The organism is Rhodococcus sp. NPDC056960, from assembly GCF_042674125.1.
Taxonomy (GTDB): Bacteria; Actinomycetota; Actinomycetes; order Mycobacteriales; family Mycobacteriaceae; genus Rhodococcus_F.
The window spans coordinates 50,940-68,444 of record NZ_JBHURF010000033.1; the positions used below are offsets into that span (position 1 = coordinate 50,940).

Consider the following 17,505-nt stretch of genomic DNA (forward strand, 5'->3'; position numbering starts at 1 on the left):
TCACCGATCACAGATGTCGGTAGACGTCCTCGAGTTTCAGGCCCTTACCCACCATCAGCACCTGCGTCCAATACAGCAGTTGGGAGATCTCCTCGGCGAGCGCCTCATCGCTCTCGTGCTCGGCGGCGATCCACACCTCACCCGCCTCTTCGAGGATCTTCTTTCCCTGCGAATGGACGCCGGCGTCCAAGGCGGCAACGGTGCCGGACCCCTCGGGGCGGGTAGCGGCACGCTCGGTCAGCTCGGCGAACAGGGATTCGAAGGTCTTCACGAGGACCCATTGTTTCACGCCGCCGCGGACCTCTCCGAACCGGTCACCACCCGAGTGTGCGGCGACTCTCGAAGCGGCGGACGTCGCCGGAACGGGGATCGGTGAACTCGATGGCCCGCGCCAGCAGGCGCAGCGGAGTCGAGAAGTCGCCGGGCTCGGATCGGCGGAAATCCGGGTAGTAGTTGTCGCCCTCGATCGGCAGCCCCAGCGAGGACATGTGTAGGCGCAGTTGGTGCGTCCGGCCGGTCTTCGGCAGCAGCCGGTACCGTCCGCGTCCGTCACGGGTCTCGATCAGGTCGACGACGGTTTCACTGTTCGGTTCACCCGGTTCCTCCGTCGCCGTCATGATCCCGTGTTCCTTCATGATGCGGCTTCGGACGGTCCGCGGGAACGCGATCTCCGGGTCGTGTGCGGCGACGGCCTCGTATTCCTTGGTGACCTGCTGGGACACGAACAGTTCCTGATACGGCCTGCGATCCTCTCGTCGCACCAGGAACACCAGCACCCCGGCCGTCATCCGGTCGAGGCGGTGCGCCGGCGTGAGGTCGGGCAGGTCGAGCGCCCTCCGCAGCCGCACGACCGCCGTCTCGGTGATGTGCACGCCGCGCGGAATCGTGGCGAGGAAATGGGGCTTGTCGATCACCACGAGGTGGTCGTCGCGGTGGAGAATGTCGATCTCGAACGGAACGGGGATCTCCGGCGCCGGGTCGCGGTAGAAGTACACGAACCGGGTCGGGGAATACCGGGTGCCGCGGTCGACCACCCGTCCGTGTTCGTCGACGACTCCGCCGCCGTCGATCAGGGACAGCCAGTGCGCGCGCTCGTGCGGGTACGTCTGGATCAGGAAGTCGGCGACCGTCTTCGTGTCGCGTCCGGCCGGCATCCGCAGGCGATCGGGACCCAGCCCGTTGCGGACCGGCAGGGGCGCCCCGGCCATCTCAGGCGGTCCGGTTCTCGGCGCAGCCATCGCAGACGAGGACGAGTTCGCGGCCCCGGTCGTCGGGCAGATTCTCGTACCGCGACGTCGGTCCGCCGCATTCCGTGCAGCGTCCCAGGGTCTTCGCCCGATCGCTGAACTCGACGGACATCCGCTTGTCGAAGACGTAGAGCGAGCCCTCCCACAGACCGGTGTCGCCGAACGTCTCCCCGTAGCGGACGATGCCGCCGTCCATCTGGTAGACCTCCCCGAACCCGCGCGCACGCATCAGCGACGACAGGACCTCGCAGCGGACTCCGCCGGTGCAGTAGGTGACCACCGCCTTGTCCTTGAGGTGGTCGTACTTGCCGCTGTCGAGTTCGGTCACGAACTCGCGGGTGGTCGACACGTCGGGCACGACGGCGTCCCGGAACCGACCGATCTCCGCTTCGAAACTGTTGCGGCCGTCGAAGAAGACGACGTCGTCGCCGCGGCCCTCGACCAGTCGGTGCACCTCGTCCGGCGCCAGGTGGGTGCCACCGCCGACGACGCCGCCGGCGTCCACCTTCAGCTCGCCCGGCGCACCGAACGTCACGATCTCCGACCGGACCTTCACGCTCAGGCGCGGGAAGTCGTCACCGAGCCCGTCGGACCACTTGATGTCGGCGTTCTTGAACGGCGTGTAGCTGCGCGTCCCCTTCACGTATCGCTTGACGTCGTGGATGTCGCCGCCGACGGTCGCGTTGATGCCGTGCTCGGAGACGAGGATCCGCCCGGTGAGGTTGTGTGCCGCGGCGAGCGTGTACTGCCACAAACGTATCGCCTCCGGGTCGGCGAGCGGAGTGAACACGTAGAACAGCACGATTTTCGGGACAGCCACGGGAAACCAGGATACCTAGAGACGCACACCGCTCCGCTGCGCCCACGCGTCGACCAGGTCGGAACCGGTGAGCCCCTCGAGGCTGTCCCGGAACACCCGCCCCGGGCCGTCGTCCACCGTGATCTCGCACGGGACGACGAGCACGACGCAACCCGCGGCCTGCGCGGACGCGGCGCCGGTGGGCGAATCCTCGATGGCGAGGCACTGCGACGGATCGAGCCCGAGCAGTTCCGCGCCCCGCAGATACGGGTCCGGGTGCGGTTTGCCCGCCGGAACCTCGTCGCCGCACACCGAGTGGTCGAAGTGATGCCGGCCGAGCGTCTCGAGGGCGCGCTCGGTGAGCCGGCGTTCGGTGTTGGTCACCAGCGCCGACCGCAGGCCGTGCGCCCGCGCGGTCCGCAGGGCGTCGTGGGCGCCCGGCCGCCAAGGGATCCCGTCGCCGAACAATTCCTCGACGCGGATGAACATCCACTCCTTGGCCTCGGCGAGCGCCGCCGGGTCCCGGTCGAGCCCGAGAGCGTCGAAGATGACGCCGAGCGCGTTCGCGCTGGACGCGCCGATCGTCTTCAGCCGTGTCTCCTCGGTCATGGGACCGCCGAGGTGCACCGACAACTCCCGGACCGCGACGTCCCACATCTTCTCGGAATCGAGCAGCGTTCCGTCCATGTCCCACAGAACGCCTGCGAGACCCGTCTGCGCGTCAGACATTGAAGTACTTCGCTTCCGGGTGGTGCAGCACGAAGGCGTCGGTGGACTGCTCGGGATGCAACTGCAATTCCTCCGACAGTTTCACGCCGATCCGTTCGGGTTCGAGCAGCGCTACCATCTTCGCGCGGTCCTCCAGGTTGGGGCAGGCGCCGTACCCGAAGGAGTAGCGGGCGCCGCGGTACGCGAGGTCGAAGAATCCGGACACCTCGGACGGGTCCTGCTCGGCCACGTTGTGACCGCCGGGCAGCACGAGTTCCTCACGGACCCGTTGATGCCAGTACTCGGCCAGCGATTCCGTCAGCTGCACACCGATGCCGTGCACCTCGAGGTAGTCGCGGTATGCGTTGGCGGCGAACAACTCGTTCGCGAAGTCGGCGATCGGCTGCCCCATCGTGACCAGCTGCATCGGGAACACGTCGACCTGACCGGCCTCCTTCGCCTCCGTGCGGGACCGGACGAAGTCGGCGACGCACAGGAAACGGTCCCGGTGCTGGCGTGGGAACGTGAACCGGAACCGTTCCTCCGCGTCGGGCGTCGGGTCGGCGAGCACGACCACGTCGTCGCCCTCGGAGACGGCGGGGAAATACCCGTACACCACCGCGGCGTGCGCCAGGATCCCCTCGGTGCTGAGCCGGTCGAGCCAGTACCGCAGCCTGGGCCGGCCCTCGGTCTCCACCAGTTCCTCGTACGTGGGACCGTCGCCGGAACGCTGCCCGCGCAGACCCCACTGGCCGAGGAACAGGGCACGCTCGTCGAGCAGACCCGAGTAGTCCGACAGCGACACGCCCTTCACGATCCGGTTGCCCCAGAACGGCGGGCTCGGGACCACGATGTCGGTGGCCACGTCGGACCGCTCCGGCAGCTCGACGGGGACCTCGGCGGCCTTGCGCTTCTCCGCGATCCGCTTGGACCGCTCGTGGCGGGCCTTGCGTTCGGCCGCCTTCTCGCGGGCCGCAATCGCTTCCGGGCTGTCCGGGTCGGGTGCGCCGCCCCGCTTGACGGCCATGATCTCGTCCATCCGGTGCAGGCCCTCGAACGCGTCGCGCGCATAGCTGACGTCGCCCTCGTACACCTCGGCCAGGTCGTTCTCCACGTACGAACGGGTCAGGGCGGCACCACCGAGGAGGACGGGGAACTTCTCCGCGACACCCTTGGCGTTGAGTTCCTGCAGGTTGTCCTTCATCACCACGGTCGACTTCACGAGCAGCCCGGACATGCCGATGACGTCGGCCTTCTGCTCGATCGCGGCGTCGAGGATCGTGGCGATCGGCTGCTTGATGCCCAGGTTGACGACGTCGTAGCCGTTGTTGCTGAGGATGATGTCGACGAGGTTCTTCCCGATGTCGTGGACGTCGCCCTTGACGGTGGCGATGACGATGCGGCCCTTGCCGTCCTCGTCGGTGACCTCCATGTGCGGTTCGAGGTACGCGACGGCCGCCTTCATCACCTCGGCCGACTGCAGCACGAACGGCAGCTGCATCTGCCCGGACCCGAAGAGCTCGCCGACGGTCTTCATGCCGGACAGCAGGGTCTCGTTGATGATCGCGAGCGGCGGCTTCTCCTCCATCGCGGCGGTGAGGTCCTCGTCGAGGCCGTTGCGTTCGCCGTCGACGATGCGACGTTCCAGCCGCTCGAACAGTGGGAGCGCCGCCAGCTCCTGGGCGCGGGATTCGCGCGCCGACGCCGCGGAGACGCCCTCGAACAGTTCCATGAGCTTCTGCAGGGGGTCGTAGCCCTCCCGGCGACGGTCGTAGACCAGGTCGAGGGCCGTTTCCCGCTGTTCGTCGGGGATCCGGGCCATCGGCAGGATCTTCGACGCGTGCACGATGGCCGTGTCCAGCCCGGCTTCGGTGCACTCGTGCAGGAACACCGAGTTCAGGACCTGCCGGGCCGCCGGGTTCAGGCCGAACGAGATGTTGGACACACCGAGGGTGAAGTGCACCCGCGGATGCCGCTTCTTCAGCTCGCGGATCGCCTCGATCGTCTCGATGCCGTCGCGGCGGACCTCTTCCTGACCGGTGGAGATCGGGAACGTCAGGGCGTCGATGATGACGTCGGACTCGTCGAGGCCCCAGTTCACCGTGATGTCCTCGAGCAGGCGCTCGGCGATGCGGACCTTGTGCTCCGCCGTACGCGCCTGCCCCTCCTCGTCGATGGTCAGCGCGACGACGGCAGCGCCGTGCTCCTTGACGAGCCGCATGATCTTCTGGAACCGCGAATCCGGACCGTCGCCGTCCTCGTAGTTCACCGAGTTGACGGCGCACCGGCCGCCGAGGTGTTCGAGGCCGGCCTGCAGGACCGCGGGCTCGGTGGAGTCGAGCATGACCGGCAACGTCGAGGCCGTCGCGAACCGGCTCGCGAGCGCGGCCATGTCGGCGGCGCCGTCACGGCCGACGTAGTCGACGTTGAGGTCGAGCATGTGCGCGCCGTCGCGGGTCTGGTCCTTCGCGATGTCGAGGCACTTCTGGTAGTCCTCGGCGATCATCGCCTCACGAAAAGCCTTGGAGCCGTTCGAGTTCGTGCGTTCACCGATCATCAGGATGCTGGCGTCCTGCTCGAACGGCACCGCCGTGTAGAGCGAGGACGTCCCCGACTCGTGCACCGGGGTGCGCTCGGCCTTCTCCACGAGGCGGACCGCCTCGGCCACCTGCCGGATGTGCTCCGGGGTGGTGCCGCAGCAGCCGCCGACCAGACCGAGACCGAACTCGGTGACGAAGCCGCTGAGCGCCTCCGCGAGCTCCTCCGCGGTGAGCGGGTACTCGGCGCCGTTCGGTCCGAGCTGCGGCAGTCCGGCGTTGGGCATCACCGACACCGGGAGCGAGCTGTACTTCGACAGGTGCCGGAGGTGCTCGCTCATCTCGGCGGGGCCGGTCGCGCAGTTGAGGCCGATCATGTCGATGCCGAGCGGCTCCAGCGCGGTCAGCGCGGCACCGATCTCGCTGCCGAGGAGCATCGTGCCGGTGGTCTCCACCGTGACGTGGGTGATGATCGGCAGCCGCGACCCCAGCGTCTCCATCGCCCGTTGGCTGCCCAGGATGGCGGCCTTCACCTGGAGCAGGTCCTGGCAGGTCTCGACGAGGATCGCGTCGGCGCCCCCGTCGATCATGCCCATCGCGGCCTCGGCGTAGGCGTCGCGAAGAGTCGCGAACGGTGCGTGGCCGAGCGTCGGGAGCTTGGTTCCGGGCCCCATCGAGCCGAGGACGAAACGGCCCATGCCGTCGCGCCCCGGACCCATCTCGTCGGCCACCTCACGCGCCAGCCGCGTTCCCTTCTCGGCCAGTTCCCGGATACGGTCCGAAATGTCGTAATCGGCGAGGTTGGGGAGGTTGCAGCCGAACGTGTTGGTCTCGACGGCGTCGGCCCCGGCCTCGAAGTACGCGCGATGGATGTCTTTCAGCACGTCAGGGCGGGTGTCGTTGAGGATCTCGTTGCAGCCTTCGAGCCCGAGGAAGTCGTCGAGGGTGAGATCCGCGGCCTGCAACATGGTGCCCATGGCTCCGTCGCCGATGACAACGCGCTGGTTCAACGCATCGAGCAGGGCAGAGTGAAATGGCGCAGACATGCCGTCCAGACTAGTGGGCGCGCGAACCAACGCTGGCCGTAGGCTGGGTGGGTGAGTTCCAGTGAGTTCCCTGTCACGCCTGCGGGCCGCGACGACGACGCCCCCGACACCGTGGATGCCGGTGCGGCGGACAACGGCGTGCCCGTACTTCGTGACCCTGTCCTGGTCGCCGCCTTCGAGGGTTGGAACGACGCCGGTGACGCCGCGAGCGGCGCCGTCGAGCATCTCGAGCTGACCTGGGACGCCCAGCCGCTCGCCGAGCTCGACTCCGAGGAATACTACGACTACCAGGTCAATCGTCCCACGGTGCGTCAGGTCGACGGCGTCACCCGGGAGATCGTGTGGCCCGCCACCCGGCTGTCGGTGTGCTCGCCTCCCGGCAGCGCCCGCGACGTGGTGCTGCTGCGCGGGATCGAACCGAACATGCGCTGGCGCAGCTTCTGCGAGGACCTCCTCGAGCTGATCGACCAACTGCGGATCAACACGGTGGTGATCCTCGGAGCGCTGCTCGCGGACACCCCGCACACGCGGCCGGTCCCGGTGACGGGCAGCGCCTACAGCAGCGAGGCCGCCGAGCGGTTCAACCTCGAGCAGACCCGGTACGAGGGGCCGACCGGGATCACCGGTGTGCTGCAGGACGCGTGCGTCCGGGCCGGTGTGCCTGCCGTGTCGTTCTGGGCGGCCGTACCCCACTACGTGTCCCAGCCGCCGAACCCCAAGGCGACGGTCGCGCTGTTGCAGCGCGTCGAGGACGTCCTGGACATGGAGGTCCCCCTCGGCGAGCTGCCGTCCCAGGCCGACGACTGGCAGGAAGCCGTCACGGAGATGACCGCGGACGACGAAGAGATCGGCGAGTACGTCCGCTCCCTCGAAGAGCGCGGCGATGCCGAGACCGACATCTCCGAGGCCATCTCGAAGATCGACGGAGACGCGCTCGCGGCCGAGTTCGAGCGGTACCTCCGCAGGCGCGGGCCCGGCAGCTTCGGGCTGTGACGAAGAACTCATCCGGGTCGCTTCGTTCCTCGCTCCAGCGCACGGCGCTCTACGCCGGCGGTTTCCTCGGTCCGTTCGGCGGCGGGGTCGTCGCCTCCATCCTCCCCGAGATCGGGAACGACCTCGGCGTCAGCGCGTCCGCCGCCGCAAGTTCGCTGACGGCCTACCTGCTGCCGTTCGCATTGCTGATGCTGGTGTCGGGGACGCTCGGCGCCCGGTGGGGGCAGACACGGACGGTGCGCATCGCCTACGGGGTCTACCTCCTGTCGTCGCTGGCGTGTTTCCTCGCGCCGACGCTCCCGCTCTTTCTCGGCGCCCGCGTGCTGCAAGGGTGTTCCAACTCGTTCACGACGCCACTGCTGCTGGCCGCGCTCGCAGCGTCGACGCCGCAGAAGCATCTCGGCCGCGCGCTGGGGATCTTCGGCGCCTTCCAGGCCGCGGGGCAGTCGAGCGCGCCTCTCGTCGGCGGACTCGCGGCCGAGGTCGATTGGCGGCTCGCCTTCCTCGTCATCGCGCTGGTCGCCGCGGTGCTGGGGGCGGTCGGTGTGCCCGACAGCGCTCCCGCCGAAACCGGTGCCGCCAGCCCGCGGTTGCGCGACGCTCTCACCCCGTCGGTTCTGCGAATCGGAATGGTCGCACTCCTGGGCTGGGGCGCGCTGGGTGGGCTGAGTTTCCTGGTCGCGTTCCGTGCCGAGGACGTGTTCGGGCTGAGCCCCACGCAGCGCGGGCTACTGCTCACTGGATTCGGGGTGGCGGGCATCCTCACCGCACGGCTCGTCGGCGGGGTCATCGACAGGATCGGCGCCCGGGCCGCCGTGCTGATCGGCGCATTCGCGGGGGCGATTCTCGTCGCGGCCGCCGGCACCGTGTCGCTCCTCGCAGTGGTGGCGGTGGCGTGGTTCGCGGCCGGAACCGCCGGTCAGTTCATCCTGGTCGGGGTCAATGCCGCGGTGCTCGGATCGCCGGGCCCGAACCGGGGCGGCGCGGTCTCCGTCGTGCAGGCGTTGCGGTTCATGGGCAACGCGCTCGCCCCGATCACCCTCACCCCGGTGTACGCGGTGTCGCCCGCGGCCGGTTTCCTTCTGCCCGCCGCGCTCCTCGCCGTGCTGGCCCCACTGCTGATGCCCCGCGACCGCTCACCTGCCTGACACGAGGTCCGGGAGGGCTGTGAGGTGTTCCTGATTCCCACGTAACGCGCACGCAGCCGTTACGACACTCCGGAGGCGGAGCCTCGGTGCATGGCCCACACACCGAGTTCGAGCAAGCTGCTGGTCGTCGGCAACGGTATGGCCGGCGCGCGCACCGTCGAGGAGATCCTGAATCGCGGTGGAGGCGAGCGTTTCGAGATCACCATGATCGGCGACGAGCCGTACGGCAACTACAACCGGATCATGCTCTCGCACGTGCTGTCCGGGGAGGCGGCCATCGACGACGAGGACCTGATCCTCAATCCCATGGGCTGGTATACCGCGAACGGCGTCAAGCTGCACGCCGGTGACCGCGCGATCGCGCTCGACCGGTTCGCGAAGTCCGTCACGTGCGAGAGCGGCCGCGTCGTCGACTACGACGTGCTGATCATCGCCACGGGAAGCAACACGTTCTTCCCGAACATGGACGGACTGCGGGAGCACGACGGACGCCTGGCCCGCGGTGTGTTCGGATTCCGGAACATCGCCGACACCAACGGCATGCTGCAGATGGCGCAGGCCCGCGACGACGTGTCGGCGGTGGTGATCGGTGGCGGACTGCTCGGACTCGAGGCCGCGTACGGGCTGCGCACGCAAGGGCTCACGGTCAACGTGGTGCACTCCCCCGGGCACTTGATGAACCAGCAGCTCGACGAGCGCGGAGGCAGCGTCCTGCGCGCCGAGATCGAGAAGCTGGGCGTCGGCGTCCACACGTCGATGCGGACCACCGCCGTGCTGCGGAATGACGCCGGCCTGGTGACCGGGGTGTCGTTCGTCGACGGATCCACCCTGGACGCCGACATGGTCGTCGTCACCGCGGGAATCCGGCCCAACACGGAACTGGCGCGCGCCGCGGGACTGGTGGTCGAGCGCGGGGTCGTCGTCGACGACCAGATGCGCTGCGAGGACGAGGGTTCCGTGTACGCCGTCGGCGAGTGCGCCCAGCACCGTGGGGAAACGTACGGCCTCGTCGCACCGGTGTGGGAACAGTCTGTCATCCTCGCCGACGTCCTCACCGGCTCCGATCCGGAAGCGGCCTACGTGGGTTCGCGCACCACCACCAAGCTGAAGGTCGCGGGCGTCGACGTCGCTGCGATGGGTGTCAAGGGCCCGGAGACGGCGGACGACGAGTTCGTCCAGTACTACGAACCCCGCAGCGGCACCTACAAGAGCCTCGTCGTCCGGGACGGCAAGCTGATCGGCGCCACCCTGATGGGCGACATCAGCAAGGCGGGCTTCCTCACCCAGGCGTTCGACGGCAAGGTTCCGCTGCCGGAGGAGCGGATCAGCATGCTCTTCGACGTCGGGGCCCCGATTACCGCGGCGAGTGCCGCCGACCTTCCCGACGATCTGCAGGTGTGCAATTGCAACGGCGTGAGCAAGGGCGATCTGGTGGCCTGCGTCCATTCCGGCGCCAAGACCCTCACCGACGTCTGCGCGCAGACCCGGGCGGGCAAGGGCTGCGGCTCGTGCAAGGGCCTCGTCGCCGACATCGTCGCCTGCGCCGCGGGCGGCGAACTCGAGGCCGATCCGTCCGCAGACTGGTACGTGCCGTGCATCCCCCTGAGCAAGCCCGAACTCGTCGCGACCATCCGGGAACGCGACCTCCGCGCCGTGTCGCAGGTGTTCACCGAACTCGCGACCGGCGGCGAGGAGGACGCGTCCGCGAAGATGCCGCTGGCGTCGCTGCTCCGCACCATCTGGGGTCCGGACTGGGTCGACGAGCGCGGCGCGCTGTTCATCAACGACCGCGTGCACGCCAACATCCAACGCGACGGCACGTTCTCGGTGGTCCCTCAGATGAAGGGCGGCGTCACCACGCCGGATCAGCTCCGGAAGATCGCCGACGTCGCCGACAAGTACGCCGTCCCGCTCGTCAAGGTGACCGGCGGGCAGCGCATCGATCTCCTCGGCATCAAGAAGGAGGATCTGCCCCGGGTGTGGGGCGACCTCGACATGCCGTCCGGATTCGCGTACGGCAAGAGCATGCGCACGGTGAAAACCTGTGTCGGAACAGACTTCTGCCGCTACGGCCTCGGCGACTCGACGAGCCTCGGCATCGCACTCGAGGAGCGGTTCCAGGGTCTGGAGACACCCGCGAAGCTCAAACTCGCCGTCGCCGGATGTCCCCGCAACTGTTCCGAGGCCCTGTGCAAGGACTTCGGCGTGGTCGCGGTCGGTGACGGCCGCTGGGAGATCTACGTCGGCGGCGCCGCCGGAGCACACATCCGCAAGGGCGACCTGCTTGCCACGGTCGAATCACCGGAAGCGGTACTGGAACTCGGCGGGCGATTCATCCAGTACTACCGCGAGAACGCGAAATGGCTCGAGCGCACCTACGACTTCGTGCCGCGGGTGGGGCTCGAACACCTTCAGGCGCTGCTGGTCCGAGACGAGGAGGACATCGTGACGGGATTGGACGAACGGATCCAGACGGCCGTGGACGGCTACCGCGACCCGTGGAAGGAACGCACCGCACCGAAGTCGCCGGCGCAGTTCGCCCCCTCACTCCCCCTGCTGCCGCTCCCCCGGGTGCCGGTCCGATGACCGCCCTGATCGACGGTCCCTCCGGCGTCGCAGTGGGGCCGGTCAGCGACCTCACCCCGGGCGAAGGACGGACGTACGTGGTGCAGAACCGTCAGGTCGCCGTGTTCCTGTTGTCGGACGGCACCGTGCGCGCGATGGACGCGGTGTGTCCCCACCGGGGCGGCCCCCTCGCCGACGGGCAGATCGATGCCGGCGGCGTGATGTGCCCCCTCCACCAGTACGCGTTCGCCTTCGACACCGGCGCCTGCCCGTCCGAAAGTGTAGGGTCCGTGCGCACCTACGCCGCATCGATCCACGACGGATCGGTGGTCGTACACGTCTGAGAACGCTCACAACCGGGGCGTTCCGGTACGGCGTGGCTTCCGGAAAACGACGGCTCCGCTGTCATCATGAGGCCAGGGCTGCAGCCGAAGGAGCTCGTCGCATGGACAGGTCGTTGGTCGAATGAATGCCGTCGCAAGTCCGGAACGGGGGACGCTGTCCGCGGGGCGGCACCCGAACGGCGTGCCGCAGGCAGGCATCGGCTTCCGCCCGGACATCGAAGGCCTGCGGGCGGTCGCGGTGCTGGCCGTGGTCCTGTTCCACGTGGGCGTCCCGGGAGTGGCCGGGGGGTTCGCCGGCGTCGACATCTTCTTCGTCGTCTCGGGGTTTCTCATCACCGGGCTGCTGTGGCGGGACGTGGCGTCCACCGGCCGCGTCCGGCTCACCCAGTTCTACGGTGCGCGGGCACGTCGGCTCCTTCCTGCCGGGTGTGTCGTGCTCGTGGCCACCGCAATCGGCGCCGCCGTCCTGTTGCCGCCGTTGCAGGCGCGTCAGGTTCTCGGCGACGGCATCGCCAGCGCGCTCTACGTCGGCAATTACCGTTTCGCGCTGCACGGCACCGACTACCTGGCCGCCGACACGCCCCCGTCGCCGTTCCAGCACTACTGGTCGCTGGGCGTGGAAGAGCAGTTCTACCTGCTGTGGCCGGCGCTGATCATCGCAGTCGCCTGGCTCGTTCGGCGCCGGACCCGGCGCACCGAGTCCGACGCCCCACCGTCGGCGACGCCGTACCTGCTGCTCCTCGCCGCGGTCGCGGCAGCATCGTTCGCGGTCTCGCTCGACTGGACCCGAAACCTCCCGCCGTGGGCGTTCTTCTCGCTCCCCTCGCGGGCATGGGAGTTGGCGGCCGGCGGGCTGGTGGCGCTGTCGATCCGGCACTGGCGGCGCCTGCCGGCGGTGGTCGCCGCGGCGGCCGGGTGGGCAGGCCTCGCCCTGATCGTCGTCGCCTGCACTCGGCTGGGCGAGACGACACCCTATCCCGGGACGGCCGCCCTGCTGCCCGTCGCCGGCACGGTGCTGGTGATCGGGGCCGGTTGCGCTGCACCACGACTGGGCGTCGGGCGGAGCCTGTCGCTGCCGCCCATGCGGGCCGTCGGCCGGATGTCGTATTCGTGGTACCTGTGGCACTGGCCCGTGCTGCTGCTCGCCCCGATCGTCCTCGGCCGCTCACTCGTCGTGACCGACCGCCTGGCGATCCTTCTGGTGTCCGCCGGACTCGCCCTCCTGACTCTGCACCTGATCGAGAACCCCGTCCGCTTCGCGACCCCGCTGCGGCACTCGACCGCGCGCAGTCTCGCGGTCGGCGGCACCGTTACCGCGCTTGCCGTCTGCGCAGCGCTGGTGCTGCTCGTGCTGCGGCCGGTACCCGTCGGGCACGGCGCCGAGGCCGCGGCGCTGACCGTCGCCGCGCCACCCGTCCCGGCGGCGGTCGTCGATCCGCAGGAGGCCGCGGTGCAGGCGGTGACCGCACAGGTGCAGGCCGCGGTCGCGGAATCGGCCGGGCTCCAGGCTGTCCCGTCGAATCTGTCGCCACCGCTCGCCGACGCTCCGGCGGACAAGCCGGCGGTGTTCGTCAACGGCTGCGTCCGCTCGTGGCGCGAGGTCGGGCAGGACGAGTGCGCGTCCGGGGACGTGACCTCACCGACGACGGTGGCCCTGGTCGGCGATTCACACGCCGCGATGTGGGCGCCGGCGTTCGAGCAGGCCGCCGAGCAGCGTCACTGGCGGCTGGAGACCATGGGCAAGGTCACCTGCCCGCTTCTCGACCTGCCTCTCACCAGCCCGTATCTCGGCCGGGAGTACACGGAATGCGAGCAATGGCGGGGCGAGATCGTCGACCGCCTGCAGACGGAGCGGCCGCGGTTGGTCGTGCTGAGCATGTCCCGGCGGTACGGCGCCGATTTCGGTTTCACCGTCTACGGTCAGGCCTGGCTCGACAGTCTGACCCGCCTGGTCACGGAGATCCGGGCCACGGGCGCAGCCGTTCTCGTGCTCGGGCCGATTCCGGATCCGAAGTCGACCGTTCCGACCTGCTTGTCCGATCATCTGGACGACGCGACCGCCTGCTCGCCGCCGCGGCAGGTGGCGATCGACGGCGTTGGCGTCGCGGCCGAGGCGGCCGCCACCACCGCCGGGGGCGGGCGGTACGCCGACCTCACCTCGCTGTTCTGTACCACCGACCGCTGTCCGGTGGTCGTCGGCAACGACCTCGTGTTCCGTGACGACAACCACCTGACCCTCGAACACGCGCAGGCGCTCACTCCCGTTGTCGCGGCGCTCGCCGACCTCGCACTCGCACCGGGCTGAGGGCGGCCGGCGAAAAGAATCCGGTTCGGATGTCACATTCGGCTCGTGGCCGGTGTCTCTATGCCGAGAACATTCCGACCGGAGGAGGAATCATGACCGGCAATACCAGGATCCCACAGGCAGAATTGACCGGCATCTACGGTGCGGTCGTCAAGCGGATGTCCCGCAAGATGCTCGGCGACGTGCCCGACGGGGTGGGGGTCGTGTGGCACAACCGCAAGGTGCTGAACTTCAGCTTCACCGTCGGCCGCAAGGCACAGAAGTGGGACCGGTGTGACGAGAATCTGAAATCGTTTGCCCACATGGCGGTCGCGAGCATGGTCGGCTGCGGCTTCTGCCTGGACTACGGCTACTTCCAAGCCCACAACAAGGGACTGGACGAGACGAAGGCACGTGAGGTGCCCCGGTGGCGCGAGTCGGACGTCTTCACCCCGTTGGAGCGCGACGTGCTGGAGTATGCCGAGGCGATGACGCTGACCCCGCCGACGGTTACCGACGACTTGTCGGCCAGGCTGCTGGGGGCACTCGGCCCGGCCGCGATGGTGGAACTGACCGCGTTCATCGCACTGACGAACTTCATGACCCGCTCCAACACCGCGTTCGGCATCGAGTCGCAGGGCCTCGCGGCGTCGTGTGGCCTGAAGCCGCTGAGCACACGCACGACCCGTACTCAGCCGACGTCGTAGGACAGGACGAATTCGTAGCCGCTGTCGCCGGGTCCGGTGATGGACAGGTCTGCGCTGCCGCGCAGGTCGGTCAGACCGCCCGTGCCCATGCCCGGCACCACCTCGATCCGTGCCGACACGGAACCCTGGTCCTGGATGCCGAGGTGCTGGAACACGCACGTTCCGTCGTGCCCGCCGATCGAGCCCTCGAAGCGCTCGAGGCCGAGCACCGGCGCGGCATCTGCCTTGTATGCGATCAAGTAGGCCACCGTGCTCGTTCCCTCGACGTCCCCGGAGTACGAGTATTCGACGGCCGCCCGGGTGGCGCCGCGCGCGGGATAATAGGTGTCGCCGGCGGTCGTACCTTCGCCGTCGACGTCGGTGATCACCGATTCCGACCACGACGCAATGGTGAACTTGCTTCGAGCAGTGTGTGAGTAGCTCATGTCAGGAGACTCTAGGTACGCGACGCCGTGGCGTTCTTGAACATTCGCGACACTAGGATGGGCGAGTGCCGAATGTGCCAGGACACCCGGAGGCGATCGTCCGCCCGACCGCCGACGCACCCGGTTTCGAGGTCGAACGAGTAGCTCCCCGAACGGATTTGGCCGAGTTCGTCGACTACCACTGGTTGGTGAGGTGGTCGGTGCCGAAGCCCCATCGGCAGCAGGTCGTCCCCCAGCCGCGCGTTCACATCGCCGCCGAGGACGGACAGTTGCTGGTGCACGGGCTCTCCCGGTCGCCGTTCTACCGAACGTTGACGGGACACGGCCACGTGCTGGGAGTCGCCTTCCACGCCGGGGGGTTCCGGCCGCTGTTGAAGGGCAGCCTCGGTGCGATCTCTGGAACCGTCCAGCCCGGACGGGATCTGCTCGCCGGTGACGACCGCCCGGTCGCGGAACGGATCCTCGCCGGCACGGACAGCGCGGACATGATCGACGCCTTCGAGCGGTACCTTCTGCGCTCCGATCCCGTTCCGGATCCCACGGGACGGGAGGTCACGGCCCTGGTCGGCGACGCCCAGCGCCGCCGGGACATCGTCCGCGCAGACCAACTCGCCGCACACGCCGGCTGCAGCCTGCGCACCCTGCAACGACTGTTCACCGAGTACGTCGGCATCGGACCGAAATGGGTGATCCAGCGGTTTCGCGTCCTCGACGCGGCCGCCGCCGCCCACTCGGGCGAGAGGATCGACTGGTCTGCGCTCGCCTACGAATTGGGGTTCAGTGACCAGGCCCACCTGACCCGGGTCTTCACCGAGGTCGTCGGTACACCGCCTGCCACCTACCAGCGCGCGAACGGCCTGCTGTAGCGCGTCCGGCGCCGCCGATCAGCTTGCGAAGCCGAGTCCCCGCTCCGCAAGCTCCTCCCCGAGGATCCGGATCGCCTTGGGTCCGACGCCGTGGATCTTCAACAGCTCTCTGGCGGTGACCGTCGTCAGTTGATCGAAACGCGTGTAGCCGTGCGCCGCGAGTTCGCGTCGCGACACCTTTCCCATGCTCGCGGGAAACTCCGTCTGATCTGAGGCCTCGGAAGGGGACATGCCGGTAAGCCAATCACGGCTGCGCAGGCGCGTCCACGGCGTGCAGGTGGGCACGCTCGCCGTCGTGGTCGAAGATGGTGAGGATCTCGACGGGACCGTCGTGGGCGCCGATGGAGTGCGGCACCATGGTCGAAAATTCGGCTGCCGCACCCTCTTCGATCAGGATGGTGCGCTCCCCCAGGTGCAGGCGGGCGGTCCCCGACAGGACGGTGAACCACTCGTGGCCGGGGTGCACGCTGACGTGCTCCGGACCGGCGGGCCGTTCGGGGGTGATGCGCATCTTCGCGACGGTGGCACCGTGGAGCGCACGTTCGCGGGACAGCAGCCAGGTCGTCAGCCCTCGGGTGTGTTCGGGCTGTGGTCGGATCACCACATCGTCGTCTTCCGTGGACTCGACGAGCTGATCGAGCGTGGTGCCCAGTGCCCGCGCGATGGGGACCAGCTGATCGAGCGCGATCCTGCGATGCCCGGTCTCGATGCGGCTGAGGGTGGACGGACTGAGGTAGCAACGCGCCGCGAGAGCGTCGAGCGACCATCCCCGCGCCACCCTCAGGCCGCGGATGCGCTGGCGGATCACGGCGTCCAACCCCAATTCTTGCGTCATACGCAAGATCATATGCTTCCAGCGCATTGTCTCGCTAGCCTGGAGACATGGCACAGCATTCGCATCACCACACCGCGCACGCCCACCACCACGGACCCGCATTGGCAGACCTCCTGGACCTGGACGCCGAAGTCCTCGGGTCCTACCTCGAACCGCTGACCGAATGGGCCGGACAGCACACCCGCGAGACCCCGCGCAGGATCGTCGACGTGGGCGCGGGAACGGGTGTCGGCACCCTGACTCTGGCCCGGCGGTTCCCCTCGGCCGAGGTGATCGCGATCGATCGGTCGGCGTTCATGCTCGAGCGCGTCCGAACTGCCGCGCTCGAGCAGGGTCTCGCCGACCGGGTGAGCGTCGTGCAGGCCGATCTCGACGTCGCATGGCCGGCGGTCGATGACGCAGACGTCGTGTGGGCCGCCTCGTCGCTGCACGAGGTATCCGACCCCGATCGCGTGCTCCGCGACATGCACGGCGCGCTGAACCCCGACGGCGTGCTGATTGTGGTCGAGATGGACACCCTGCCACGCCTTCTGCCCGACGACGTCGGCGTGGGCCGTCCGGGTTTGGAGTCACGCTGCCACGACGCACTGGCCCGGATGAACTGGAACTCGCATCCGAACTGGCGGTCGCACCTGGAGCACACCGGTTTCGAGGTCGTCGAGGAACGCACCTTCGTCAGCGATGCGACCCCGGCGCCGCCGAGCACCGGACGTTACGCACATGCCCACCTGCGCCGCGTCCGCTCCGCCCTCGACGGTCAACTGGCCGCCGACGATCGCAGCACTCTCGACCTCCTCCTGTCGGACGACGACCCGCAGAGCGTTCTACTCCGCACGGATCTGGTCCCCCGTGGCAGCCGGACGGCCTGGGCGGCTCGGCGTACGTGATGAGCTCGACGACGGTGTGATCGTGGTGAGTTCGGATCTGATGTGGTGTGTCGGTCGGGCACGCGACCGCGGCAGGCAGATTCGGGTTATTTCTGCCTTCCGTAGGTGACCGAT

At 68.6% G+C, this 17,505-nt stretch carries 16 protein-coding genes; 8 read left to right on the forward strand and 8 right to left on the reverse strand.

Annotated elements, in window-relative coordinates:
- Nucleotides 1-7: 7 nt before the first annotated feature.
- Genes ACFTWF_RS37560 through metH form a run of 5 tightly spaced genes read right to left on the reverse strand, consistent with a single transcriptional unit; the run spans nucleotide 8 to nucleotide 6,337 of the window.
- A complete protein-coding gene (locus ACFTWF_RS37560; RefSeq protein ID WP_009473527.1) occupies nucleotides 8-289 on the reverse strand; it encodes a phosphoribosyl-ATP diphosphatase in 282 nt (93 codons plus the stop codon).
- 25 nt (nucleotides 290-314) lie between these two features.
- Nucleotides 315-1,208: a pseudouridine synthase gene (locus ACFTWF_RS37565; RefSeq protein WP_378466150.1), complete on the reverse strand. Its 894-nt coding sequence runs from the start codon at nucleotides 1,206-1,208 to the stop codon at nucleotides 315-317.
- Nucleotide 1,209: 1 nt separating this feature from the next.
- Nucleotides 1,210-2,067, reverse strand: a complete 858-nt coding sequence (locus ACFTWF_RS37570) for a rhodanese-related sulfurtransferase (protein ID WP_378466151.1) — start codon at nucleotides 2,065-2,067, stop codon at nucleotides 1,210-1,212.
- A gap of 15 nt (nucleotides 2,068-2,082) precedes the next feature.
- The gene (locus tag ACFTWF_RS37575) at nucleotides 2,083-2,775 is read right to left on the reverse strand and encodes an HAD family hydrolase (protein ID WP_378466152.1); all 693 of its coding nucleotides are present in this window, start codon (nucleotides 2,773-2,775) and stop codon (nucleotides 2,083-2,085) included.
- On the reverse strand, nucleotides 2,768-6,337 hold the full coding sequence (metH, locus tag ACFTWF_RS37580) for a methionine synthase (RefSeq protein WP_378466153.1): 3,570 nt from the start codon (nucleotides 6,335-6,337) through the stop codon (nucleotides 2,768-2,770). Before metH ends, ACFTWF_RS37575 begins: the two co-directional genes overlap by 8 nt.
- Before the next feature lie 51 nt (nucleotides 6,338-6,388).
- Between metH and ACFTWF_RS37585 the strand changes: the two genes are divergently transcribed.
- The 6 genes from ACFTWF_RS37585 (at nucleotide 6,389) to ACFTWF_RS37610 (ending at nucleotide 14,378) form a co-directional block, all read left to right on the forward strand.
- Complete coding sequence (locus tag ACFTWF_RS37585; RefSeq protein ID WP_378466154.1) at nucleotides 6,389-7,330, forward strand: PAC2 family protein; 942 nt, start codon at nucleotides 6,389-6,391, stop codon at nucleotides 7,328-7,330.
- Complete coding sequence (locus tag ACFTWF_RS37590; RefSeq protein WP_378466155.1) at nucleotides 7,327-8,478, forward strand: MFS transporter; 1,152 nt, start codon at nucleotides 7,327-7,329, stop codon at nucleotides 8,476-8,478. The genes ACFTWF_RS37585 and ACFTWF_RS37590 overlap by 4 nt, the downstream gene beginning before the upstream one ends.
- A gap of 90 nt (nucleotides 8,479-8,568) precedes the next feature.
- A complete protein-coding gene (nirB, locus tag ACFTWF_RS37595; RefSeq protein ID WP_378466156.1) occupies nucleotides 8,569-11,064 on the forward strand; it encodes a nitrite reductase large subunit NirB in 2,496 nt (831 codons plus the stop codon).
- Nucleotides 11,061-11,387, forward strand: coding sequence for a Rieske (2Fe-2S) protein (locus ACFTWF_RS37600; RefSeq protein WP_378466157.1), 327 nt, complete (start codon nucleotides 11,061-11,063; stop codon nucleotides 11,385-11,387). Before nirB ends, ACFTWF_RS37600 begins: the two co-directional genes overlap by 4 nt.
- Nucleotides 11,388-11,508: 121 nt before the next feature.
- A complete protein-coding gene (locus ACFTWF_RS37605; RefSeq protein ID WP_378466158.1) occupies nucleotides 11,509-13,692 on the forward strand; it encodes an acyltransferase family protein in 2,184 nt (727 codons plus the stop codon).
- 92 nt (nucleotides 13,693-13,784) lie between these two features.
- Nucleotides 13,785-14,378 (forward strand): carboxymuconolactone decarboxylase family protein, encoded by a 594-nt coding sequence (locus ACFTWF_RS37610; RefSeq protein WP_378466159.1) that lies wholly within the window; start codon nucleotides 13,785-13,787, stop codon nucleotides 14,376-14,378.
- Here the strand turns inward: ACFTWF_RS37610 and ACFTWF_RS37615 are convergent.
- A complete protein-coding gene (locus tag ACFTWF_RS37615) occupies nucleotides 14,363-14,803 on the reverse strand; it encodes a DUF3224 domain-containing protein (RefSeq protein ID WP_378466160.1) in 441 nt (146 codons plus the stop codon). The genes ACFTWF_RS37610 and ACFTWF_RS37615 overlap by 16 nt on opposite strands.
- Before the next feature lie 65 nt (nucleotides 14,804-14,868).
- Between ACFTWF_RS37615 and ACFTWF_RS37620 the strand changes: the two genes are divergently transcribed.
- A complete protein-coding gene (locus tag ACFTWF_RS37620; RefSeq protein WP_378466161.1) occupies nucleotides 14,869-15,669 on the forward strand; it encodes a helix-turn-helix domain-containing protein in 801 nt (266 codons plus the stop codon).
- 18 nt (nucleotides 15,670-15,687) lie between these two features.
- On the opposite strand, the gene ACFTWF_RS37625 is transcribed toward ACFTWF_RS37620, so the two are convergent.
- Both ACFTWF_RS37625 and ACFTWF_RS37630 read right to left on the reverse strand, forming a co-directional pair.
- Nucleotides 15,688-15,900 carry a hypothetical protein gene (locus tag ACFTWF_RS37625; protein ID WP_378466162.1) on the reverse strand — a complete coding sequence of 71 codons (213 nt, stop codon included), beginning with the start codon at nucleotides 15,898-15,900 and terminating at the stop codon, nucleotides 15,688-15,690.
- 13 nt (nucleotides 15,901-15,913) lie between these two features.
- The gene (locus ACFTWF_RS37630) at nucleotides 15,914-16,504 is read right to left on the reverse strand and encodes a helix-turn-helix domain-containing protein (RefSeq protein ID WP_378466163.1); all 591 of its coding nucleotides are present in this window, start codon (nucleotides 16,502-16,504) and stop codon (nucleotides 15,914-15,916) included.
- A gap of 47 nt (nucleotides 16,505-16,551) precedes the next feature.
- Between ACFTWF_RS37630 and ACFTWF_RS37635 the strand changes: the two genes are divergently transcribed.
- Nucleotides 16,552-17,391 (forward strand): class I SAM-dependent methyltransferase, encoded by an 840-nt coding sequence (locus tag ACFTWF_RS37635; protein WP_378466164.1) that lies wholly within the window; start codon nucleotides 16,552-16,554, stop codon nucleotides 17,389-17,391.
- Nucleotides 17,392-17,505 lie beyond the last annotated feature (114 nt).

Excerpts from the sequence above, each read along its gene's own strand:
- ACFTWF_RS37565 (WP_378466150.1), bottom strand. The coding sequence starts at position 1,208 with ATGGCCGGGGCGCCCCTGCCGGTCCGCAACGGGCTGGGTCCCGATCGC.
- ACFTWF_RS37575 (WP_378466152.1), bottom strand. The coding sequence starts at position 2,775 with ATGTCTGACGCGCAGACGGGTCTCGCAGGCGTTCTGTGGGACATGGAC.
- metH (WP_378466153.1), bottom strand. The coding sequence starts at position 6,337 with ATGTCTGCGCCATTTCACTCTGCCCTGCTCGATGCGTTGAACCAGCGC.
- nirB (WP_378466156.1), top strand. The coding sequence starts at position 8,569 with ATGGCCCACACACCGAGTTCGAGCAAGCTGCTGGTCGTCGGCAACGGT.
- ACFTWF_RS37600 (WP_378466157.1), top strand. The coding sequence starts at position 11,061 with ATGACCGCCCTGATCGACGGTCCCTCCGGCGTCGCAGTGGGGCCGGTC.
- ACFTWF_RS37605 (WP_378466158.1), top strand. The coding sequence starts at position 11,509 with ATGAATGCCGTCGCAAGTCCGGAACGGGGGACGCTGTCCGCGGGGCGG.
- ACFTWF_RS37610 (WP_378466159.1), top strand. The coding sequence starts at position 13,785 with ATGACCGGCAATACCAGGATCCCACAGGCAGAATTGACCGGCATCTAC.
- ACFTWF_RS37615 (WP_378466160.1), bottom strand. The coding sequence starts at position 14,803 with ATGAGCTACTCACACACTGCTCGAAGCAAGTTCACCATTGCGTCGTGG.
- ACFTWF_RS37625 (WP_378466162.1), bottom strand. The coding sequence starts at position 15,900 with ATGTCCCCTTCCGAGGCCTCAGATCAGACGGAGTTTCCCGCGAGCATG.
- ACFTWF_RS37630 (WP_378466163.1), bottom strand. The coding sequence starts at position 16,504 with ATGACGCAAGAATTGGGGTTGGACGCCGTGATCCGCCAGCGCATCCGC.
- ACFTWF_RS37635 (WP_378466164.1), top strand. The coding sequence starts at position 16,552 with ATGGCACAGCATTCGCATCACCACACCGCGCACGCCCACCACCACGGA.